At 50.9% G+C, this 14,995-nt stretch carries 15 protein-coding genes; 11 read left to right on the top strand and 4 right to left on the bottom strand.

Annotated features, from left to right (window positions below; translation table 11 throughout):
* Positions 1-9: 9 nt before the first annotated feature.
* Positions 10-210 (bottom strand): ribbon-helix-helix protein, CopG family, encoded by a 201-nt coding sequence (locus D1159_RS11015; RefSeq protein WP_161845710.1) that lies wholly within the window; start codon positions 208-210, stop codon positions 10-12.
* Between the two features lie 116 nt (positions 211-326).
* Between D1159_RS11015 and D1159_RS11020 the strand changes: the two genes are divergently transcribed.
* Positions 327-1,736 carry a relaxase/mobilization nuclease domain-containing protein gene (locus D1159_RS11020; RefSeq protein WP_347563679.1) on the top strand — a complete coding sequence of 470 codons (1,410 nt, stop codon included), beginning with the start codon at positions 327-329 and terminating at the stop codon, positions 1,734-1,736.
* A 61-nt stretch (positions 1,737-1,797) separates the two neighbouring features.
* On the opposite strand, the gene D1159_RS11025 is transcribed toward D1159_RS11020, so the two are convergent.
* The 3 genes from D1159_RS11025 to D1159_RS11035 all read right to left on the bottom strand — a co-directional run bounded on the left by D1159_RS11025 (position 1,798) and on the right by D1159_RS11035 (position 3,003).
* Positions 1,798-2,079 (bottom strand): helix-turn-helix transcriptional regulator, encoded by a 282-nt coding sequence (locus D1159_RS11025; protein ID WP_161845711.1) that lies wholly within the window; start codon positions 2,077-2,079, stop codon positions 1,798-1,800.
* A gap of 212 nt (positions 2,080-2,291) precedes the next feature.
* On the bottom strand, positions 2,292-2,537 hold the full coding sequence (locus D1159_RS11030) for a helix-turn-helix transcriptional regulator (protein ID WP_161845712.1): 246 nt from the start codon (positions 2,535-2,537) through the stop codon (positions 2,292-2,294).
* 208 nt (positions 2,538-2,745) lie between these two features.
* Positions 2,746-3,003, bottom strand: a complete 258-nt coding sequence (locus D1159_RS11035; RefSeq protein ID WP_161845713.1) for a helix-turn-helix transcriptional regulator — start codon at positions 3,001-3,003, stop codon at positions 2,746-2,748.
* Between the two features lie 222 nt (positions 3,004-3,225).
* On the opposite strand from D1159_RS11035, the gene gpr reads away from it, so the two are divergent.
* From gpr to D1159_RS11085, 10 genes are all read left to right on the top strand, one after another.
* Entirely contained in the window at positions 3,226-4,023 is a 798-nt protein-coding gene (gene gpr, locus D1159_RS11040; RefSeq protein ID WP_161845714.1) for a GPR endopeptidase, read from the top strand.
* Positions 4,024-4,040: 17 nt separating this feature from the next.
* The gene (locus D1159_RS11045; RefSeq protein WP_161845715.1) at positions 4,041-4,577 is read left to right on the top strand and encodes an SLOG family protein; all 537 of its coding nucleotides are present in this window, start codon (positions 4,041-4,043) and stop codon (positions 4,575-4,577) included.
* A gap of 10 nt (positions 4,578-4,587) precedes the next feature.
* The gene (locus D1159_RS11050) at positions 4,588-5,601 is read left to right on the top strand and encodes a hypothetical protein (RefSeq protein WP_161845716.1); all 1,014 of its coding nucleotides are present in this window, start codon (positions 4,588-4,590) and stop codon (positions 5,599-5,601) included.
* A gap of 539 nt (positions 5,602-6,140) precedes the next feature.
* Positions 6,141-7,523: an NYN domain-containing protein gene (locus D1159_RS11055; RefSeq protein WP_243152247.1), complete on the top strand. Its 1,383-nt coding sequence runs from the start codon at positions 6,141-6,143 to the stop codon at positions 7,521-7,523.
* A 350-nt stretch (positions 7,524-7,873) separates the two neighbouring features.
* Positions 7,874-10,636, top strand: coding sequence for a DNA methyltransferase (locus D1159_RS11060; RefSeq protein ID WP_161845717.1), 2,763 nt, complete (start codon positions 7,874-7,876; stop codon positions 10,634-10,636).
* Positions 10,637-10,865: 229 nt separating this feature from the next.
* Positions 10,866-11,570: a response regulator transcription factor gene (locus D1159_RS11065; RefSeq protein ID WP_161845718.1), complete on the top strand. Its 705-nt coding sequence runs from the start codon at positions 10,866-10,868 to the stop codon at positions 11,568-11,570.
* Positions 11,571-11,924: 354 nt separating this feature from the next.
* Entirely contained in the window at positions 11,925-12,242 is a 318-nt protein-coding gene (locus D1159_RS11070; RefSeq protein WP_161845719.1) for an HTH domain-containing protein, read from the top strand.
* Between the two features lie 597 nt (positions 12,243-12,839).
* On the top strand, positions 12,840-13,805 hold the full coding sequence (locus D1159_RS11075; protein ID WP_161845720.1) for a ParB N-terminal domain-containing protein: 966 nt from the start codon (positions 12,840-12,842) through the stop codon (positions 13,803-13,805).
* Positions 13,802-14,656 carry a DUF6551 family protein gene (locus D1159_RS11080; RefSeq protein ID WP_161845721.1) on the top strand — a complete coding sequence of 285 codons (855 nt, stop codon included), beginning with the start codon at positions 13,802-13,804 and terminating at the stop codon, positions 14,654-14,656. Before D1159_RS11075 ends, D1159_RS11080 begins: the two co-directional genes overlap by 4 nt.
* A 55-nt stretch (positions 14,657-14,711) precedes the next feature.
* Positions 14,712-14,978: a DUF6870 family protein gene (locus D1159_RS11085; RefSeq protein ID WP_161845722.1), complete on the top strand. Its 267-nt coding sequence runs from the start codon at positions 14,712-14,714 to the stop codon at positions 14,976-14,978.
* Positions 14,979-14,995 lie beyond the last annotated feature (17 nt).

Here is a 14,995-nt window from a genome sequence, read left to right on the forward strand (position 1 = left end):
CTGGTATGGTTATTCCTCGCCCTCAATCTCTACAATATCAACAGCCGATTCCAACAACAGGTTAATAATTTCGTTGCGGGAGCGGTTTGCGGTTTCTGCCAGCGTGTCCAGCCGCTCAATCAGCTCGTCCCGCATTCGGACGGACACAATTTTGTGTCCATCATCCCCTCTGCGCCCGGACTTCCTTTTAATCGTTATTTTTTCTGCCATGCTATCGCCTCACTCTGATTCATAGTTTAGCTTGACAGAAATGATTTTAGTATAGTATACTTATGTAGTCATATAAAACTATGATTTTATAGTTTTATATGCGAGAGGAGAATCACGTGGCAATCTCCAACATATTCCCTCGAAAAATCATGAAGAACCGGACCCGGCAGCAGTCCATGGCAGGCCGGCACAATTACGACCAGAAGCCGGAGAAAACCCTGGACGGCAAATTGGTGTCCTCCTATATGTGTTCGCCGGAGACCGCCGCGGAGGAGTTCGAGATCAGCAAAAAAATCTACGCCCGGCTCACCGGGCGCAGTCAGTCCAAACAGCATGATATTATCATGTACCGGGTGATTCAGTCCTTCCGGCCGGGGGAAGTCAGCCCGGAGGAGGCCAACCGGATCGGCTATGAGCTGGCCATGAAGTTTACCAGGGGCCAGCATCAATTTGTAGTGTCCACCCATGTGGACAAGGCCCATATCCACACCCACATTGAGTTTAACAGCACCAATCTCAACTGTGACGGGAAGTTCCAGAACGTCAAAAACTCCGCCTTTCTGTTGCGTAAGCTCAACGACGAGCTGTGCAGGGCCCACGGGCTCTCCGTAATTGAGCGCCCCAAGCCCAGGGCGAAAACCCAGGGGGAGGCCGCGGCGGCAAAATACGGCGTCAGCTTCAAGGAGCGGCTCCGGCAGACCATCGACCGGGTGCTCCCTGATTGCCGGAGTTACCAAGAGTTTTTAGCAAACATGCGCGGCGAGGGGTACGAGGTCAAGGAGGGCAAGCTGTTGTCCTTCCGCGCCCCCGGCCAGGAGCGGTTCACCCGCTCCAACCGCCTGGGCGCTGAATATACCAGAGAGGCGCTGGAGGATCGCTTTGTCCGCCAGGGCGGGCGCAATATTGGGGCAAAACCGCCCGCTTTCCGCAATGGCAGGAGCGTCAATCTGCTCATCGACATTCAGGCAAAAATGGCCGCTGGCAAGGGCGCGGGCTACCAGCGGTGGGCCAAGGTGTTTAATCTGAAAGAGGCCGCAAAAACCCTCAATTTCCTGACCGAGCATGGCCTGACCGATTACGATGCGCTGGCGGCGCGGGCGGAGCAGGCCGGGAAGCAGTTCGACGAGGCGTCCCGCCGTATCAAACAGCTAGAGGGCCGCATGGCCGGGACGGCCCAGCTCAAAACTCATATTATCAACTACGCCAAGACCCGGGAGGTCTATACCGCCTACAAAAAATCCCGGCATAAGAAGGAATTTCTGGCGGAGTATGGGGATGAGATAGCCCGGCATGAGGCCGCGAAGAGAGCCTTTGACGCCCTGAACGGGAAGCCCATTCCCAAGGTAGCCCAGCTCTCCAAACAGTACGCCGCCCTGCTGGCAGAAAAGCAGGAGCGGTATGCCGAGTACCGGGACCTGCGGCGTCAGATGCTCGAGTACCGCACCGCAAAGCAGAACGTGGATAGAATCCTTGGCCTGGAGCCAGCGAAGTCTGAGCAGCTGAGAGAAGCTAAGCCAGAGCGGTGATTATGTGCCCCCAAACTACTGTGTCACTTCTGACATGGTGTTGGGGTTTATATTTTACTATCTATTTGCATTGACGCAGACGCTCTGCAAGCTCGGCCAAAACTGCTATATCACGCTCTCTCAAACCAGTCACATTTATAGTATTCAGACTTTCCAGGCCAAGCAGATAATCCGTAGTAACAGAAAAAACTTTGGCTAGCTCCACCAAGAAAGCAGGAGATGGCATAGAAAGCCCTTGTTCCCACGAATTGACGCCGTTTCGGGTGATATTTAACTGACGAGCGAGGTCTGCCTGTGTCCAGCCCCTGGCTGTTCGTAGCGCTTTGATTTTTTCTGCTGTCAAATAGTATCGCCTCCCAAGGAAATTATATTTCCCATATTTGATAAGTCATTATCAATAAAGGCTCTAATACTTGACACATTAGAAACAAAGTGATTATAATAGCAACAGGAAGAAAGATATTTGCTGGATTAAAAACAAAATCGAAGCCAGAGCGGTGACTGCAAAAAATCCCCCATGCCGTCTGGCATGGGGGATTTTTTGCATATTTAACTTTAATCTACATCTTCCAAATCCATACATTTGAATTGGCTGGCATCAAAAAAGTCATAAAGAGAAATTCCAAGACCGTCACAGAGGAGCTTGATGGTGACGATACCTGGATTACGGCTACTGCCATGAATAATGTTTTTTATGGTTGAGGGCGGGATACCGGCTTGCCTTGCCAAGGAATTGATATTGTAGCCATGTATTGCGCAGAGCTGCTGGATACGCAGTGCCACCAATTTCTGTGTATCCATCTGCACGCCCCCGTCCATAAAAAGTCTATCTCAGTTTACCCACTTAAACAGGGGAGGATGGACTTTATATGGACTTTCGAGAGAGATGGGTGTATAATGACACAAGACTTTATAAAGTCTATCCTTGCACCCCCCCTCAATGACAGGCCGGCCCTAAAATGATCAGTCAAAAAAATAACACCGTGCTATGGCACGGTGCTACTCTGACTTATTCTATTTCACAGCTACTATCAAGACCTTGGAAAAACTCATCATAGGTGCATCCATAAATCTTCTTCAGCTCTATCAAAACGCTGGCACGAATATTTAGCTGCCCTGCCTCATACTTGGCATAGGTACTTCTGCCAATGTCACATGAGCGCCGTTGCAACTCCGCACATAAATTTTCCTGTGATATGTGGTGGGCCTCTCGGAGCCGTTTCAGGTTGCTGCCGAGGTCCCTGTCACGCCTGATTTTTTGTTCCATACACATACTCCACATAACTTCTGACCAGTATTGGTTGCAACTATGGTTAGTCTATGGTATGCTGAACCAAAGTATTGTCCGCGATATTGGTCAATAAGAAAATTTTTTGCACAAGGGCTGTACTGTCAGCACAAACCTACTCCAAAAGTAAAGAGCATGATTGATTAAGAGGACGACAGGGGATCGCTCATTTCATGTGAAGAGAAAGAGGGGTGGCCTGTCATGTTAAAGAGGCTGCTGAAACCGCCGCATGTTAAGTTCAAAACGCTGATATCCCACAAAATACCAGTCCATCGGCTCCGGATTCAATCGAAGCTGGCTGCCAACGCGCTCAAGCGGGAGCCGGGCCTGTATATTACGCTGGAGACGGGGCTGCTGAGCTCACTGACTGCCCTTGAAAATGCCTGCGCCTGCCTCGCCGGCCAGCTGCGTCCGCTGCTGAATCCCTTTTCCGGAAAGACCTTGTGCATCTGCGGAATTGGGAACCGGGAGAGGGTCCACGATTCCCTGGGGCCGGAAGTGGCCAGGCGAATCCGGCCAAAGCTGTATGAGGCCATGTCAGTACCGTCCAGCTTTGAAAAGGTGGCGGTAGTCTGCCCCGGCGTAGACGGCCAGACCAACCTGTCCTGCGAAACCGTCATCGCCGGGATTGCGTCCAAAATAGACGCCGCCTGTATCCTGACCATAGATGCCTGCAACTGTAGCAATGCGGAGCGGCTGTGCAGTACCATTCAGGTGAGCGACAGCGGAATGCAGACTTACTCCGGCACCGGCCGCCTGCGCCAGTCTACCCTTGGAGTCCCTGTTGTCTCTATCGTCGTACCGACTATGATGAAAGCAAACGCCGTTTCCAGAAAAAACTTTGATGATTCTCTTTTCCTGACGCCTACATGCATCTCGGACGTGGTGGAGGCAGCTGCCTTTGTCATAGCCTGCGCCATCACCCAAATCGTGTATCCGGAGCTTGATTATGAAGACTGTAAGCAGTGTATTGGCCTTTTTTTGAATGGCGTTGTATAGAGGATTGGAGAGACAAGATGAGGGAGACCACATGCGCCTTTACGGGGCACCGGCCGCACAAGTTCCCCTGGAAGTATGACGAAACAGATCCGCGGTGTGCCGCGCTGAAAAGGGTTTTGGCGGAACAGGTTGGCAGACTGGCGGAGGCCGGTGTGACGGATTTTTTCAGCGGCATGGCAGACGGCTCCGATGTCTGGCTGTCCCAGATGGTCCTGGATTTACGCGCAAACAATCCGGCGTTGAAGCTCCATTGCCTTCTCCCCTGCGAGGGGCAGGCCGGCAAGTGGAGCGGTTCAGCACAAGAACGGTATCATGCCATTTTGAAACAGGCCGATACTGTGGAATATGTGAGCCGGAAATACTACGACGGCTGTATGATTGACCGGAACCACCGGCTGGTGGAGGCCGCCGGGCTGCTGCTGGCGGTCTACAACGGAGAGCGGCGCGGCGGAACACAGGCGACGGTCAGCTACGCCAGAAAGCTGGGCCGGGCGATCATGATTGTTGAGCCTGTGTCGCTGAATATTTCTCATAGCTGTGGGGGCCAAGCCTGAAGGAGTTTATATGGACAGATTCCTGGCGATGAAAGAGCATGGGGAGACAATTCTTTTTTCGGAATTGTTAGCAGAACTCCCATCTGATGATGTCCTGCGTGTATTGTTTCCGCCCCAAAAAAAGACTTGGAAGCAGCTTGCCACCAGGCGGGGGCTGGAGGTCTTAAAGTTACACTTGAACGGGCTTCACCAACCGGAAATTGCAGACAGGCTGGGGCTTACTCCGGGCCAAGCCGCCTATGCCTTTGTGGAGATAAAAAACTGCCTATATAAAAGAATTCCGCCCTATATAGACGTTGATATTCCCCCGCTGAGAAAAATTCTGGGATTAGAGCCCCAAAAGCGGGCCGGCTATAGCGAGGAAACAGCGGAAGAAAAACAAGATTTGGGTGTGGCGAAGGGCCCGAAAGGCTTTTTATGTCAGACATGGGATCAACAAATATTTGTGGACGAGCATGGAATGATAAGAGTCAAAGAACTGGAAAATCAATTACAGTCTGATTATGAGCCGCTGATGGATATGTTTTATTCCGCAGGATATAAATTGGTGGTTGATTATGTGGCATTTGATTTGGCCCTTTCCTTTGTGGGACAAAGCATTGCCAATTTTGAAGCGGAGCTGCGGCGAAGAGCTGCGAAAAGTGCAGCCGAAAGAAAAAAGCGAAGTGAAAAACAGAAGAAGTGGGCAGACCATGTTGATGATATGTCCAATATAGTTATTGGTATAGAGTCCATTGATTTGTTTGAAACCGGCTTCCATATCTGGCTGTTGCTCAACACCCAATACCCATATCAACAGCAGAGAGCCTATGTACAAGAGCGGCATAAAGACATTGTATGCTTCATCAATCATGAGCTGCAAAGCGCCTGGAGACGTGTATGGCAGAAGGTAGCTGCGCTAATACCATTTTCCGAACTGGTTTCAGTAACAGTTACAAGACAGAATACCGTCCAATACACCTATGAGCTTAAAGAAGGGATTCAGGAGATATTGAAAAGGGATACTAATGAAGATGGATGCTAATGATGTGCCACAATGGAAAGATGGAACGTTCCAGGTATTTGGCCTCTCTTTTTCAAATCCTGATGGATGCTATCTGGATTTGAAAAAGAGAGGATGACTGAAATTGGTGCGACAATTTGGACCTCCAGCGAAAAATATAGGATTGATATGATAAGCACCTATTACTAAGAGAGGAATGAAACTGATGCAAGAGCTTTGCCCACATTGTGGCGGCGTCATCGTTTCAAAGCAGTCTAATTTCTGTTCTGATTGCGGCCATCAGCTTCGGGAGCTCTCGCCAGAAGAGGCAGCCAGGGCTGCGCCAGAAGATCAGCGGCAGATACCGATGCCAGTTATCAGAATAGTTTTTCCCGATTGAACAGAGCAGGCGTAGCGCAAAATGCCCAGATGGAGGTATCTAAGCATCTATTGATAGGTATGGTATGTCCTTTTGGCAAATAATGTGGTATACTTGATTCAAGCAGCCGCATGGTTTGACGGCCCACCCAAACAACGGACTGTTTGGGTGGGCTGTTTGCATTTACAAAGGAGGACGCAGGTTGACTCATTTGACACAGGAGAAAAGCAATCTATCACAGGCAGCTTATAAGGACAGCACTTATGTTATCGTTTCAAAAATTGCCTATCTGATCGGTGTGCCAAAGCGTATATTTGAAAATGAACATGAACCGCCCAAATTGGATATATTTGCACAGTTAGAAAATGATAAAAACGCTCGTATCATCCGTCATCTTTGTATCATACGGACTGAGATTGAACGGAATTTTAAGTACATCAATCAGAAGATGAAAACGGAATATAAAACGATTTGGACGTTACCGCAGTTTGTGCCGGCCGGTTCAATCAATCAGCTTCTGGCAGATGGGGTCAACGTTATAAAAAAGTCCAACACAAAACTGCCTGCCCACATTATAGAAATCAACCGTATTCTTTCAGACCGCATCAATAACTGCAAGAACCTGTTCCCACTTTGGCTCAACTGGAGCTATATTCGAGAACTCTTTATCATGCCCAATGGTTTGTGTGAGGACGGAACCAAATCAGCAGTAGAAATCTATTATGCCAGCCTGCGGCTTTACCCCTATCAAATGTACATAAATTGGCGGCCCCATGACGAGGGCAACATCCTGTTTAATGATAAAAAATTTGTGACCTTGCTCTATCGCTGGCATGGCGATGAATTCACGGAATACAGCAAGGTATCTGATGCTGGGAGCTATATCAAAAACAGCATCTATGATTTTATAGATGACAGTGAAAGAGTGGTAATTGTAGTAGACTGTGAAAATTCTGACCCCTACAAATTAAGCGCAACCCTGCGAAGATTGAACAGCGACTATGCAGGCAAGATCACTTCTATCATCCTGTTTGATGATATCCACACTGCCTCTGCCTGGAGCATTTTGGAGAAGTTTATCTCCATCCCTGTAGAGCATATTCTGATTGAGAGAATCAAGCAAAATAAATCGCTGGTGGACATTCGGCTTACAGCGAGAGCCTGTCAGGAGTATTATGAAAACAAGGTGGGTTCCTTTATTATCGTCTCAAGTGACTCGGACTACTGGGGGCTTATTTCCTCTCTGCCAAAAGCCCAGTTTCTGCTTATGATAGAGCATGATAAATGCGGCCCGGATATGAAAGCCGCTCTTACCAACTCTGGAATTTTTTATTGCTATTTAGATGATTTCTATTCGGGCGATTCGGAAGCACTCAAAACCAATGCACTGTTCCAGGAAATGCGGGACTATATGGAGAAGGCCGTACAACTGAATGTAGTTGATATGCTGAATGATGCCCTTCGGGCCACACGGATAGAAATGACCTCCGCGGAACGGCAGCAATTTTACAACAAGTACATTAAAACGCTTCAACTGTCCATCAACGACGCAGGAAAAGTCTCATTGGTCATTAAAGTGAAATAAGGTTATAGCCAGTATCCGGATAATGTCTATGTGCGAGAGTGAAGTGTTCATCCTTCCTGCGCGTATGTGCAGGAAAGAGCGACCAACGGGAGCGACAAAAGCCACGCCGTCAGGCGTGTTCGACTGGACGCACAGCGGCCAGTCCGGGGCTTGGGGGGACCCCAACAAGCGAGCGGCGATATCCAAAAGGATATCGCCGCTCATTGCTTGTCTACGTTAGCACTCGAACCGCTGTGCTTCTCAGATGTGCCACAGAGAGTTGATAAAACTTTAGCGCAATTTGTAGAAACTGGACAATGTGCGGTAAGTGTGGTATGATAAAAAAGACATGAAGAAATGAGGGCGAATACATGACAAATGTTGAGCGGCGCACCGCCGCCGCCCGGTTTGCGGCGGATTGGAAAGGCCGGGGGGATGAAAAACAGGAGACACAGGCATTTTGGCTGACGCTTCTGCAAAAGATTTACGGTGTTGAGGAACCGGAAAAATACATTTCCTTTGAGGTTCCGGTGAAGCTGGACCATACCAGCTTCATTGACGGCTACATTGAATCCACCCGCGTCCTGATTGAGCAGAAAGGCCGGGACATTGACCTGCGGAAAGGGTACAAGCAGTCTGATGGCAGTATGCTGACCCCTTACCAGCAGGCCAGAAGGTATGCAGGGTATCTGCCCTATAACCAGGTTCCCCGCTGGATCATCGTCTGCAACTTCCAGGAGTTCCAGATCCACGACATGAACCGCCCCAATGACGAGCCGGAAGTCCTCAAGCTGGCGGACTTGGAGAAGGAGTTTCACCGTCTGCAATTCCTGGTGGATACTGGCAGCGAGCATATCAAAAAGGAAATGGAAATCTCCCTCCAGGCGGGCGAGCTGGTGGGAGTGCTCTATGATGCCCTTTTGAAGCAGTACAAGGACCCCAACAACCTGTCAACGCTTCAAAGTCTGAACAAGCTGTGCGTCCGGCTGGTATTCTGCCTGTACGCCGAGGATGCTGGAATTTTTGGCGGCAAGAGTATGTTCCATGATTACCTGGAGAACCACCGCTCTGAGGACCGGCGGGCGCTTATCAATTTGTTCCGGGTGCTGGACCAGGACGTTTCCCAGCGGGACAATTATCTGGACGACGATTTAGCAGTATTCCCCTATGTTAACGGCGGTCTGTTTGCTGACGAAAACATTGAAATCCCCCGCCTGGGCGATGAAGTGATTGACCTAATTTTGCACCGGGGAAGCGAGGACTTTGACTGGTCTGCTATCTCCCCGACCATTTTCGGTGCTGTCTTTGAAAGTACCCTGAACCCGGAAACCCGGCGCTCCGGTGGGATGCACTACACCAGCATTGAGAACATCCACAAGCTGATTGACCCACTGTTCCTGGACGGGCTGAAAGCGGAGTTTGCGGAGATAGGAGCCATCACCGTAGAACGGACCCGCAAGGCCAAGCTGGAGGCGTTTCAGCGGAAGCTGGCGGGGCTGAAATTCCTGGACCCGGCCTGCGGCTCCGGGAACTTTCTGACGGAAACTTACATCTCCCTCCGGCGGCTGGAAAATGAAACAATTTCCTTGCTCCATAAGGGACAAATCATGCTGGACATGGGCAACCCGATTCAAGTCTCCATCAGCCAATTTTACGGCATTGAAATCAACGACTTCGCCGTAACTGTGGCAAAGACGGCGCTGTGGATCGCTGAAAGCCAGATGATGAAGGAAACCGAGGACGTAGTACATATGTCCCTGGATTTCCTGCCGCTGAAATCCTATGCCAATATCGTGGAAGGGAACGCCCTGCGGACGGAGTGGACGGACGTGATTCCCAAGCACGAGTTAGACTATATTATGGGCAATCCGCCGTTTGTAGGCCACCAATGGCGAACAAAGGAACAAGCAGAGGATTTAGAAGCAGTTTGCCACGATATTCCTAAATGCGGAAAGCTGGATTATGTCTGTGGATGGTATAATAAAGCTGCTGACTATATGCAGGGAACAAACATTCACGCTGCCTTTGTTTCAACAAATTCTATCTCACAAGGCGAATCTGTTGGAATCCTCTGGAAACCACTGTTTGCAAAGAATGTACAAATTGAATTTGCGCATAGGACTTTTGTGTGGACGAGTGAAGCAAAAGACCGGGCTGCGGTTCATTGCGTTATTGTCGGCTTTACTTGCGGAATATCTATTAGGACAAAACTGCTGTTTGAATCTGGACAAGGTAAAGAGATCGAACACATCAATGGCTATCTTTTAGAAGCGCCGGACGTTTTTATTCAGTCCAGAGGAAAGACTTTGACTTCGGGCCTGCCTGAAATGAGTAAGGGTAGCCAGCCGACGGACGGAGGAAATCTCATTTTTTCAGTTGACGAACGAGAGGAACTTATAAAAAAATATCCGATGGCTGCGAAATTCTTAAAACGATATATCAGTGCAGATGATTATATCAATAACAAATGGCGGTATTGTCTTTGGTTGAAAGGGGTATCCCCTGGCGAATATCGGAATATTCCACCCATACTGAAACGATTGGAAATGGTTGTAGAGTGCCGGAAAAAAAGCCCAACAGCATCTGTACAGCGAGATGCAGACACTCCTATGCTTTTCACACAAATCAGGCAACCGGAAACAAAATACCTAGCAATGCCAGAAGTCTCTTCTTCAAGGCGACGGTACATCCCGTTTGGCTATATGAACCCTGATACTATAGCAAGTAATATGCTTTATCTCGTTTCAAATGCCACACCCTATATGTTTGGGGTTATGACTTCAAATGTCCATATGGCTTGGCTTCGAATAGTAGGCGGACGGCTAAAGAGTGATTATCGTTACACGCCAGCAGTCTACAACAATTTCCCCTGGCCTACTCCCACGGATGCACAAAAGATCAAAATCGAGCAGACCGCCCAGGCGATTTTGGACGCCCGCGCCCTCTACCCAGACGCCAGCCTTGCCGACCTCTACGATGAAACCACCATGCCCCCGGAGCTGCGCAAGGCCCACCAGCAGAACGACAAGGCCGTAATGGAGGCTTACGGCTTTTGGGGTAAGCTGAACTCCGAGCCAGCTTGCGTGGCGGAGTTGATGAAGATGTATCAGCAGCTAGTTACCAAGGAAAGTTAATATTGGAAATGTGGCCATCAAAGGAGCGCAACTTTTGGCTGCATATCGATCAGGGGTGCAGACAGTCGGTTTGCACCCCTTTTTTACTGGATGTTGTTCTATTCCTGCTGGTAAAACCCAGGTATTTGAGCAGCTTTTTTTGTGAGTGTGTTTGCGGATTTTGTAGAAAACGGTCGGTTAAATTCAACGCTATTGCGGTGTATTTTATAAATAGGGAAAGGCGGCATTTATGCGGTATCAAGTTCTGGTGCTGGACATTCATCATGATCTCCAAAATGCGCTCAAATACAGGTTTCAAGGGATGGACGCCGATTTCATCACGGCGCTCACCTATCAGGACGCCATACGTCTTTGCGCTGGGCAACCATTTCACCTAATTATACTTTGTTTCTCCGAAGCTGTTTCTTGTGTTGAATTCCTTGTTGCTCTGCGCCGTACCAGCTATGCACCAGCAATCGTACTGTTCAATCCCTATGACATAAAAAACGCCTGCTCTGCCCTGCAATCTGGCGCAGACTTGTGTATTGGGGCGGAATGGCCTGTCGAGCTGGCAGCGGATCACATCATGGCCCAATTTCGCCGCTATGCGGCCTATACCCATGATAAAGGCGTTCAGGTATGTGATTTCCAGGTTGGAGACATCTATATTGACCCGTCGCGCTGTGTAGTCCGGGTGAAGGAGCGGAGCGTCAAATTACGCCCCAGGGAATTTTCGCTGCTGTTGTACTTTATGGAACATCCGAACCGTGTATTGACTTCCGATCAGATATGCAGAGGCGCGTGGGGAATGGATTATCCTCAGTCAGTAGGTAGATCTGTCCATGAACTGCGGAAACAAATCGACGCGAATCCGGCCCAATCATGCTATATCAAGACGGTTTATCGGATGGGCTACCGATTTACCGGGCATTCCAACGAAACTTGCGATAATTAGGAAAGTTTTAGGAAAATTTGGGGAAAGTAATAGGAAAGGCGTGTGGTATCATAGCTCCCATCACCAACAGGAGGATGCTATCATGCAAAAGTGGAATATCGTCAGAAGATCATGTGATAGAAAGAGGCCGCTGTCCCGACAAGGGAAAGCGGCCTCTTTCTATTCGACAAGAAAACCACTGATAACCGTAGAAACGGCGCATTTGTGGTTTCGACAGTTTACAATATTTTTTGCAAAAATAGAGATGATCATTGATAGAAGTGAAATTTTTTCAAATTATTTTTCTAAATACCAAGCTAGGCTTGCCCTTTACCTGTTACGATAGGTTAGAGAGCGGCGGAGGGAGGTGGACACATGAGCGCGGGCGAACGCCGCCAAAGGATTCTGGAAATATTATGCCTGAGACGGCAGGATACATACGGCAATCTGGCGAGTGAGTTCGGGGTTTCCAGAGAAACCATCCGGCACGACATTGAGTTGCTTATGTGTTCCTATCCCATTGAAACCGTTCGTGGCCGCCATGGTGGAGGCGTCCGGCTAAAAGCGGATTACCAGCCTTACCGCAAGGCCCTCAACAAGAAGCAGGTCAAGCTGCTCGTTCGATTGAGCGCCCAGCTTACCGGCGATGATCTGGCCACAATCAGCAGTATCATCTTCCAGCTTGCTCTCTGACGCAAATACTCCGGCACCTTGACAAACAGCGGGACAAGCTCCCGCTCATATTCAGTATGTAAGTGCTGCATCCTGCATGAGCCGCACAATCGCCAGGACTGCCTGCGGGCCGGGGGCGAACGAACCCCCTCGTTCCCGGCCCGTCAAACCGATGGTATCAAAGGCACGAGCGACACCTTGGCGGCTGTCCGGCGCTGGCCGCGCCGCAGGCGCGGGATGCACCGCAACGACCCGTATCGCAGGGTAAAAGGGAGATGCTGGGAGAATGGTCTGGGCAGATTCGTCACCTGCCGCCACCGTCCGCCGGCACCGCGCCGCCAAGCCAAAGGCGGGCTTACATACTCCCGTGCCGGGGGAGAGCAGCAGGGCGGTCATGCCGCCCGAAAATACGGCACACATTCTTTAGAAAGGGTAATCAGGGACCCCGCGCCGGTCACATTTCCTCACAGAATGAGGACACAGCCAGGACCGGCGCGGGCGCTCCCAAAGTTCCCAATCAATGAACCGGATGCAAGACCTGACGCCATAGAAAACTGTGACTTTAGGTGTTCCATCTGGACAACTCATAAATGGGCCGGAGGCCAGGGAGGTGAGAGGATGCTGGTTTCCATCAGGGAAATCAAGATCAACGCCGGGCGGCGTGAGGCGGACCCGGAGGGAGTGCAGGCATTGGCAGACAGCATTTCCAAAGTTGGCCTGCTCAACCCCATCACGGTAGACCGGGCCCATACTTTGATTGCCGGCCTGCACCGGCTGGAGGCGGCAAAGCGTCTGGGCTGGACGGAGATCGCCTGCACGGTCAGCGGTTTGGAGGGGCTGGAGGCAGAGCTGGCAGAGATTGACGAAAATCTCATCCGGCGCGGCTTGAACTGTGTGGATGAGGGAGAGCAGCTGGCCCGCAGAAAAGAGATTTATGAACAGCTTCACCCGGAAACACGGCAGGGGATGCGGAACGGTCAGACTTTTAAAACGGCCCCCAGCGCCGTTTTAGAGACGAAATCGTTTGCAGAGGACGCCTCGGAAAAGCTGGGGATAGCGCCCCGGACCATCCGCACGAAAATCCAGGTCGCAAAAAAGCTCACACCGGAAACCAAGAAAATCGTGAAAAGCAATGATATCGGCATTAAATCCGCCCTGAAACTGTCCCGCCTCGCGCCAAAACAGCAGGAGGAAGCGGCGGCCCAGCTGGCGGCGGGCGAGATACGGACTGTGGATGAATACGCTCCCCCGGCCCAGCCGGAGGAGCCGCTAGCGGAGGCCCTGCCGTTTTCGGTCCCCTATTCGTTCAGCGGAAAGCATTTCGCAACGTTCGAGGAATCCATCGCCGATCTGAAAAACCCAAACAAAGATTGCAGCTATACCCCGGATTCCCTGTTGGCAGAGTTGGATTCGTTCATCGAAAAATTCCACCGGGAATTTGCGTGGTACAGCGACCCCTTCTGCGCAGCCGCTTTCCCCGATATATCCCAGGTTCAGCTTGATTATCTGCAAAAACGGTTTGGCACGATCTCCGCCGCTATCCATGATTTAGTGAAACAAATGAAAAGGAGTATGAAGAAATGAGCTATCGAAGAAAACAGTCCCGGCCCATACCGAAACAGCAGACGCTTTTGCCTCCTGCCAAAATGTCTTACAGCAATCCCGGCACGATCCGCACGCTCTCCACCAGCCAGCTGACCTCCGGCCTGCCCTATCAGCGGACGGTGAAGCAGCAGAGGGTGGATGAGATTATCCGGGAGTGGAACGACCGGAAGCTCACCCCGGTGGTGGTCAGCTTCCGGGACGGTAAATTCAATGTGGTGGACGGCCAGAACCGGATCGCCGCCATGCGCCAGATGGCGGGCGGCGGAGATGTAATCGTCCCCTGCATCATCCACACCGGCATGACCTATGAGGAAGAAGCGGATATGTATGCCAAGCTGGACACGGACAAGGCTCCATTGACCCTGCGCCAGCATACCAAGGCGCTGGTGGAGGCAGGTACGGACGCGAAGGTCACGGAGGTCAAGCGTCTGGTGGAGGAAGTTGGTTTTACCTGGGCGCTGACAGAACCCACCGGCGAACCCTTTGAGATTGCCCCCGTCCGTACTCTCATCAACGCCTACCGGCTCCTGGGCGGCGCGGCCTTTTCCCGGATGCTCGCTTTGCTGGCCAAAACGTGGCGCGGCGCACCCGGTTCTACCAAAGCCGCGATCCTCTCCGGCATGGCGCTGTTTGTCAAGACCTATGAGACGGAACTGAACGACAGCACCTTCATCAAGCGGCTGTCTGCCGTGACCCCGGAGGAGATCATCCGGCGTGGAAAAATTGACTTCTCCACCAACCAAGCGGCGCTCCGCTTCGCCCGTGTCATTTGGGACAGGTACAACCGCCAGCGCGGGGGCCGCAAGCTCCCCTACCGCTTCAAAGGCTGATTACATCCCGCCGCAGATGGAAAAAATCTGCGGCGGTTTTTTAGGGAGGAAGTATATGGAATATCAGGGATTCAGCAGAGAACAGCTTGAGGCCATGCGGAACGTGGACATCCGCACGGTAGATCCCGCTGGACTGCGGGATATTCGGGATGTGAAGGTCAACACCGAGCTGCCCAAGGAGGAGCGGATTCTGGACTTTGTGCGCCAGATCGGCAACCCCTACTGCTACCGGCACGGAAAGTATGTGGTGAAGGTCAGCTTTGTAGACACGGACGTGACCTTAGAGGACCGGATGCTCTCCTACCTGCGCTCCAAATGCTGATACAAACTTTTTTGCAA

Source organism: Pseudoflavonifractor sp. 524-17 (assembly GCF_009935845.1).
Lineage (GTDB): Bacteria > Bacillota > Clostridia > Oscillospirales > Oscillospiraceae > Pseudoflavonifractor_A.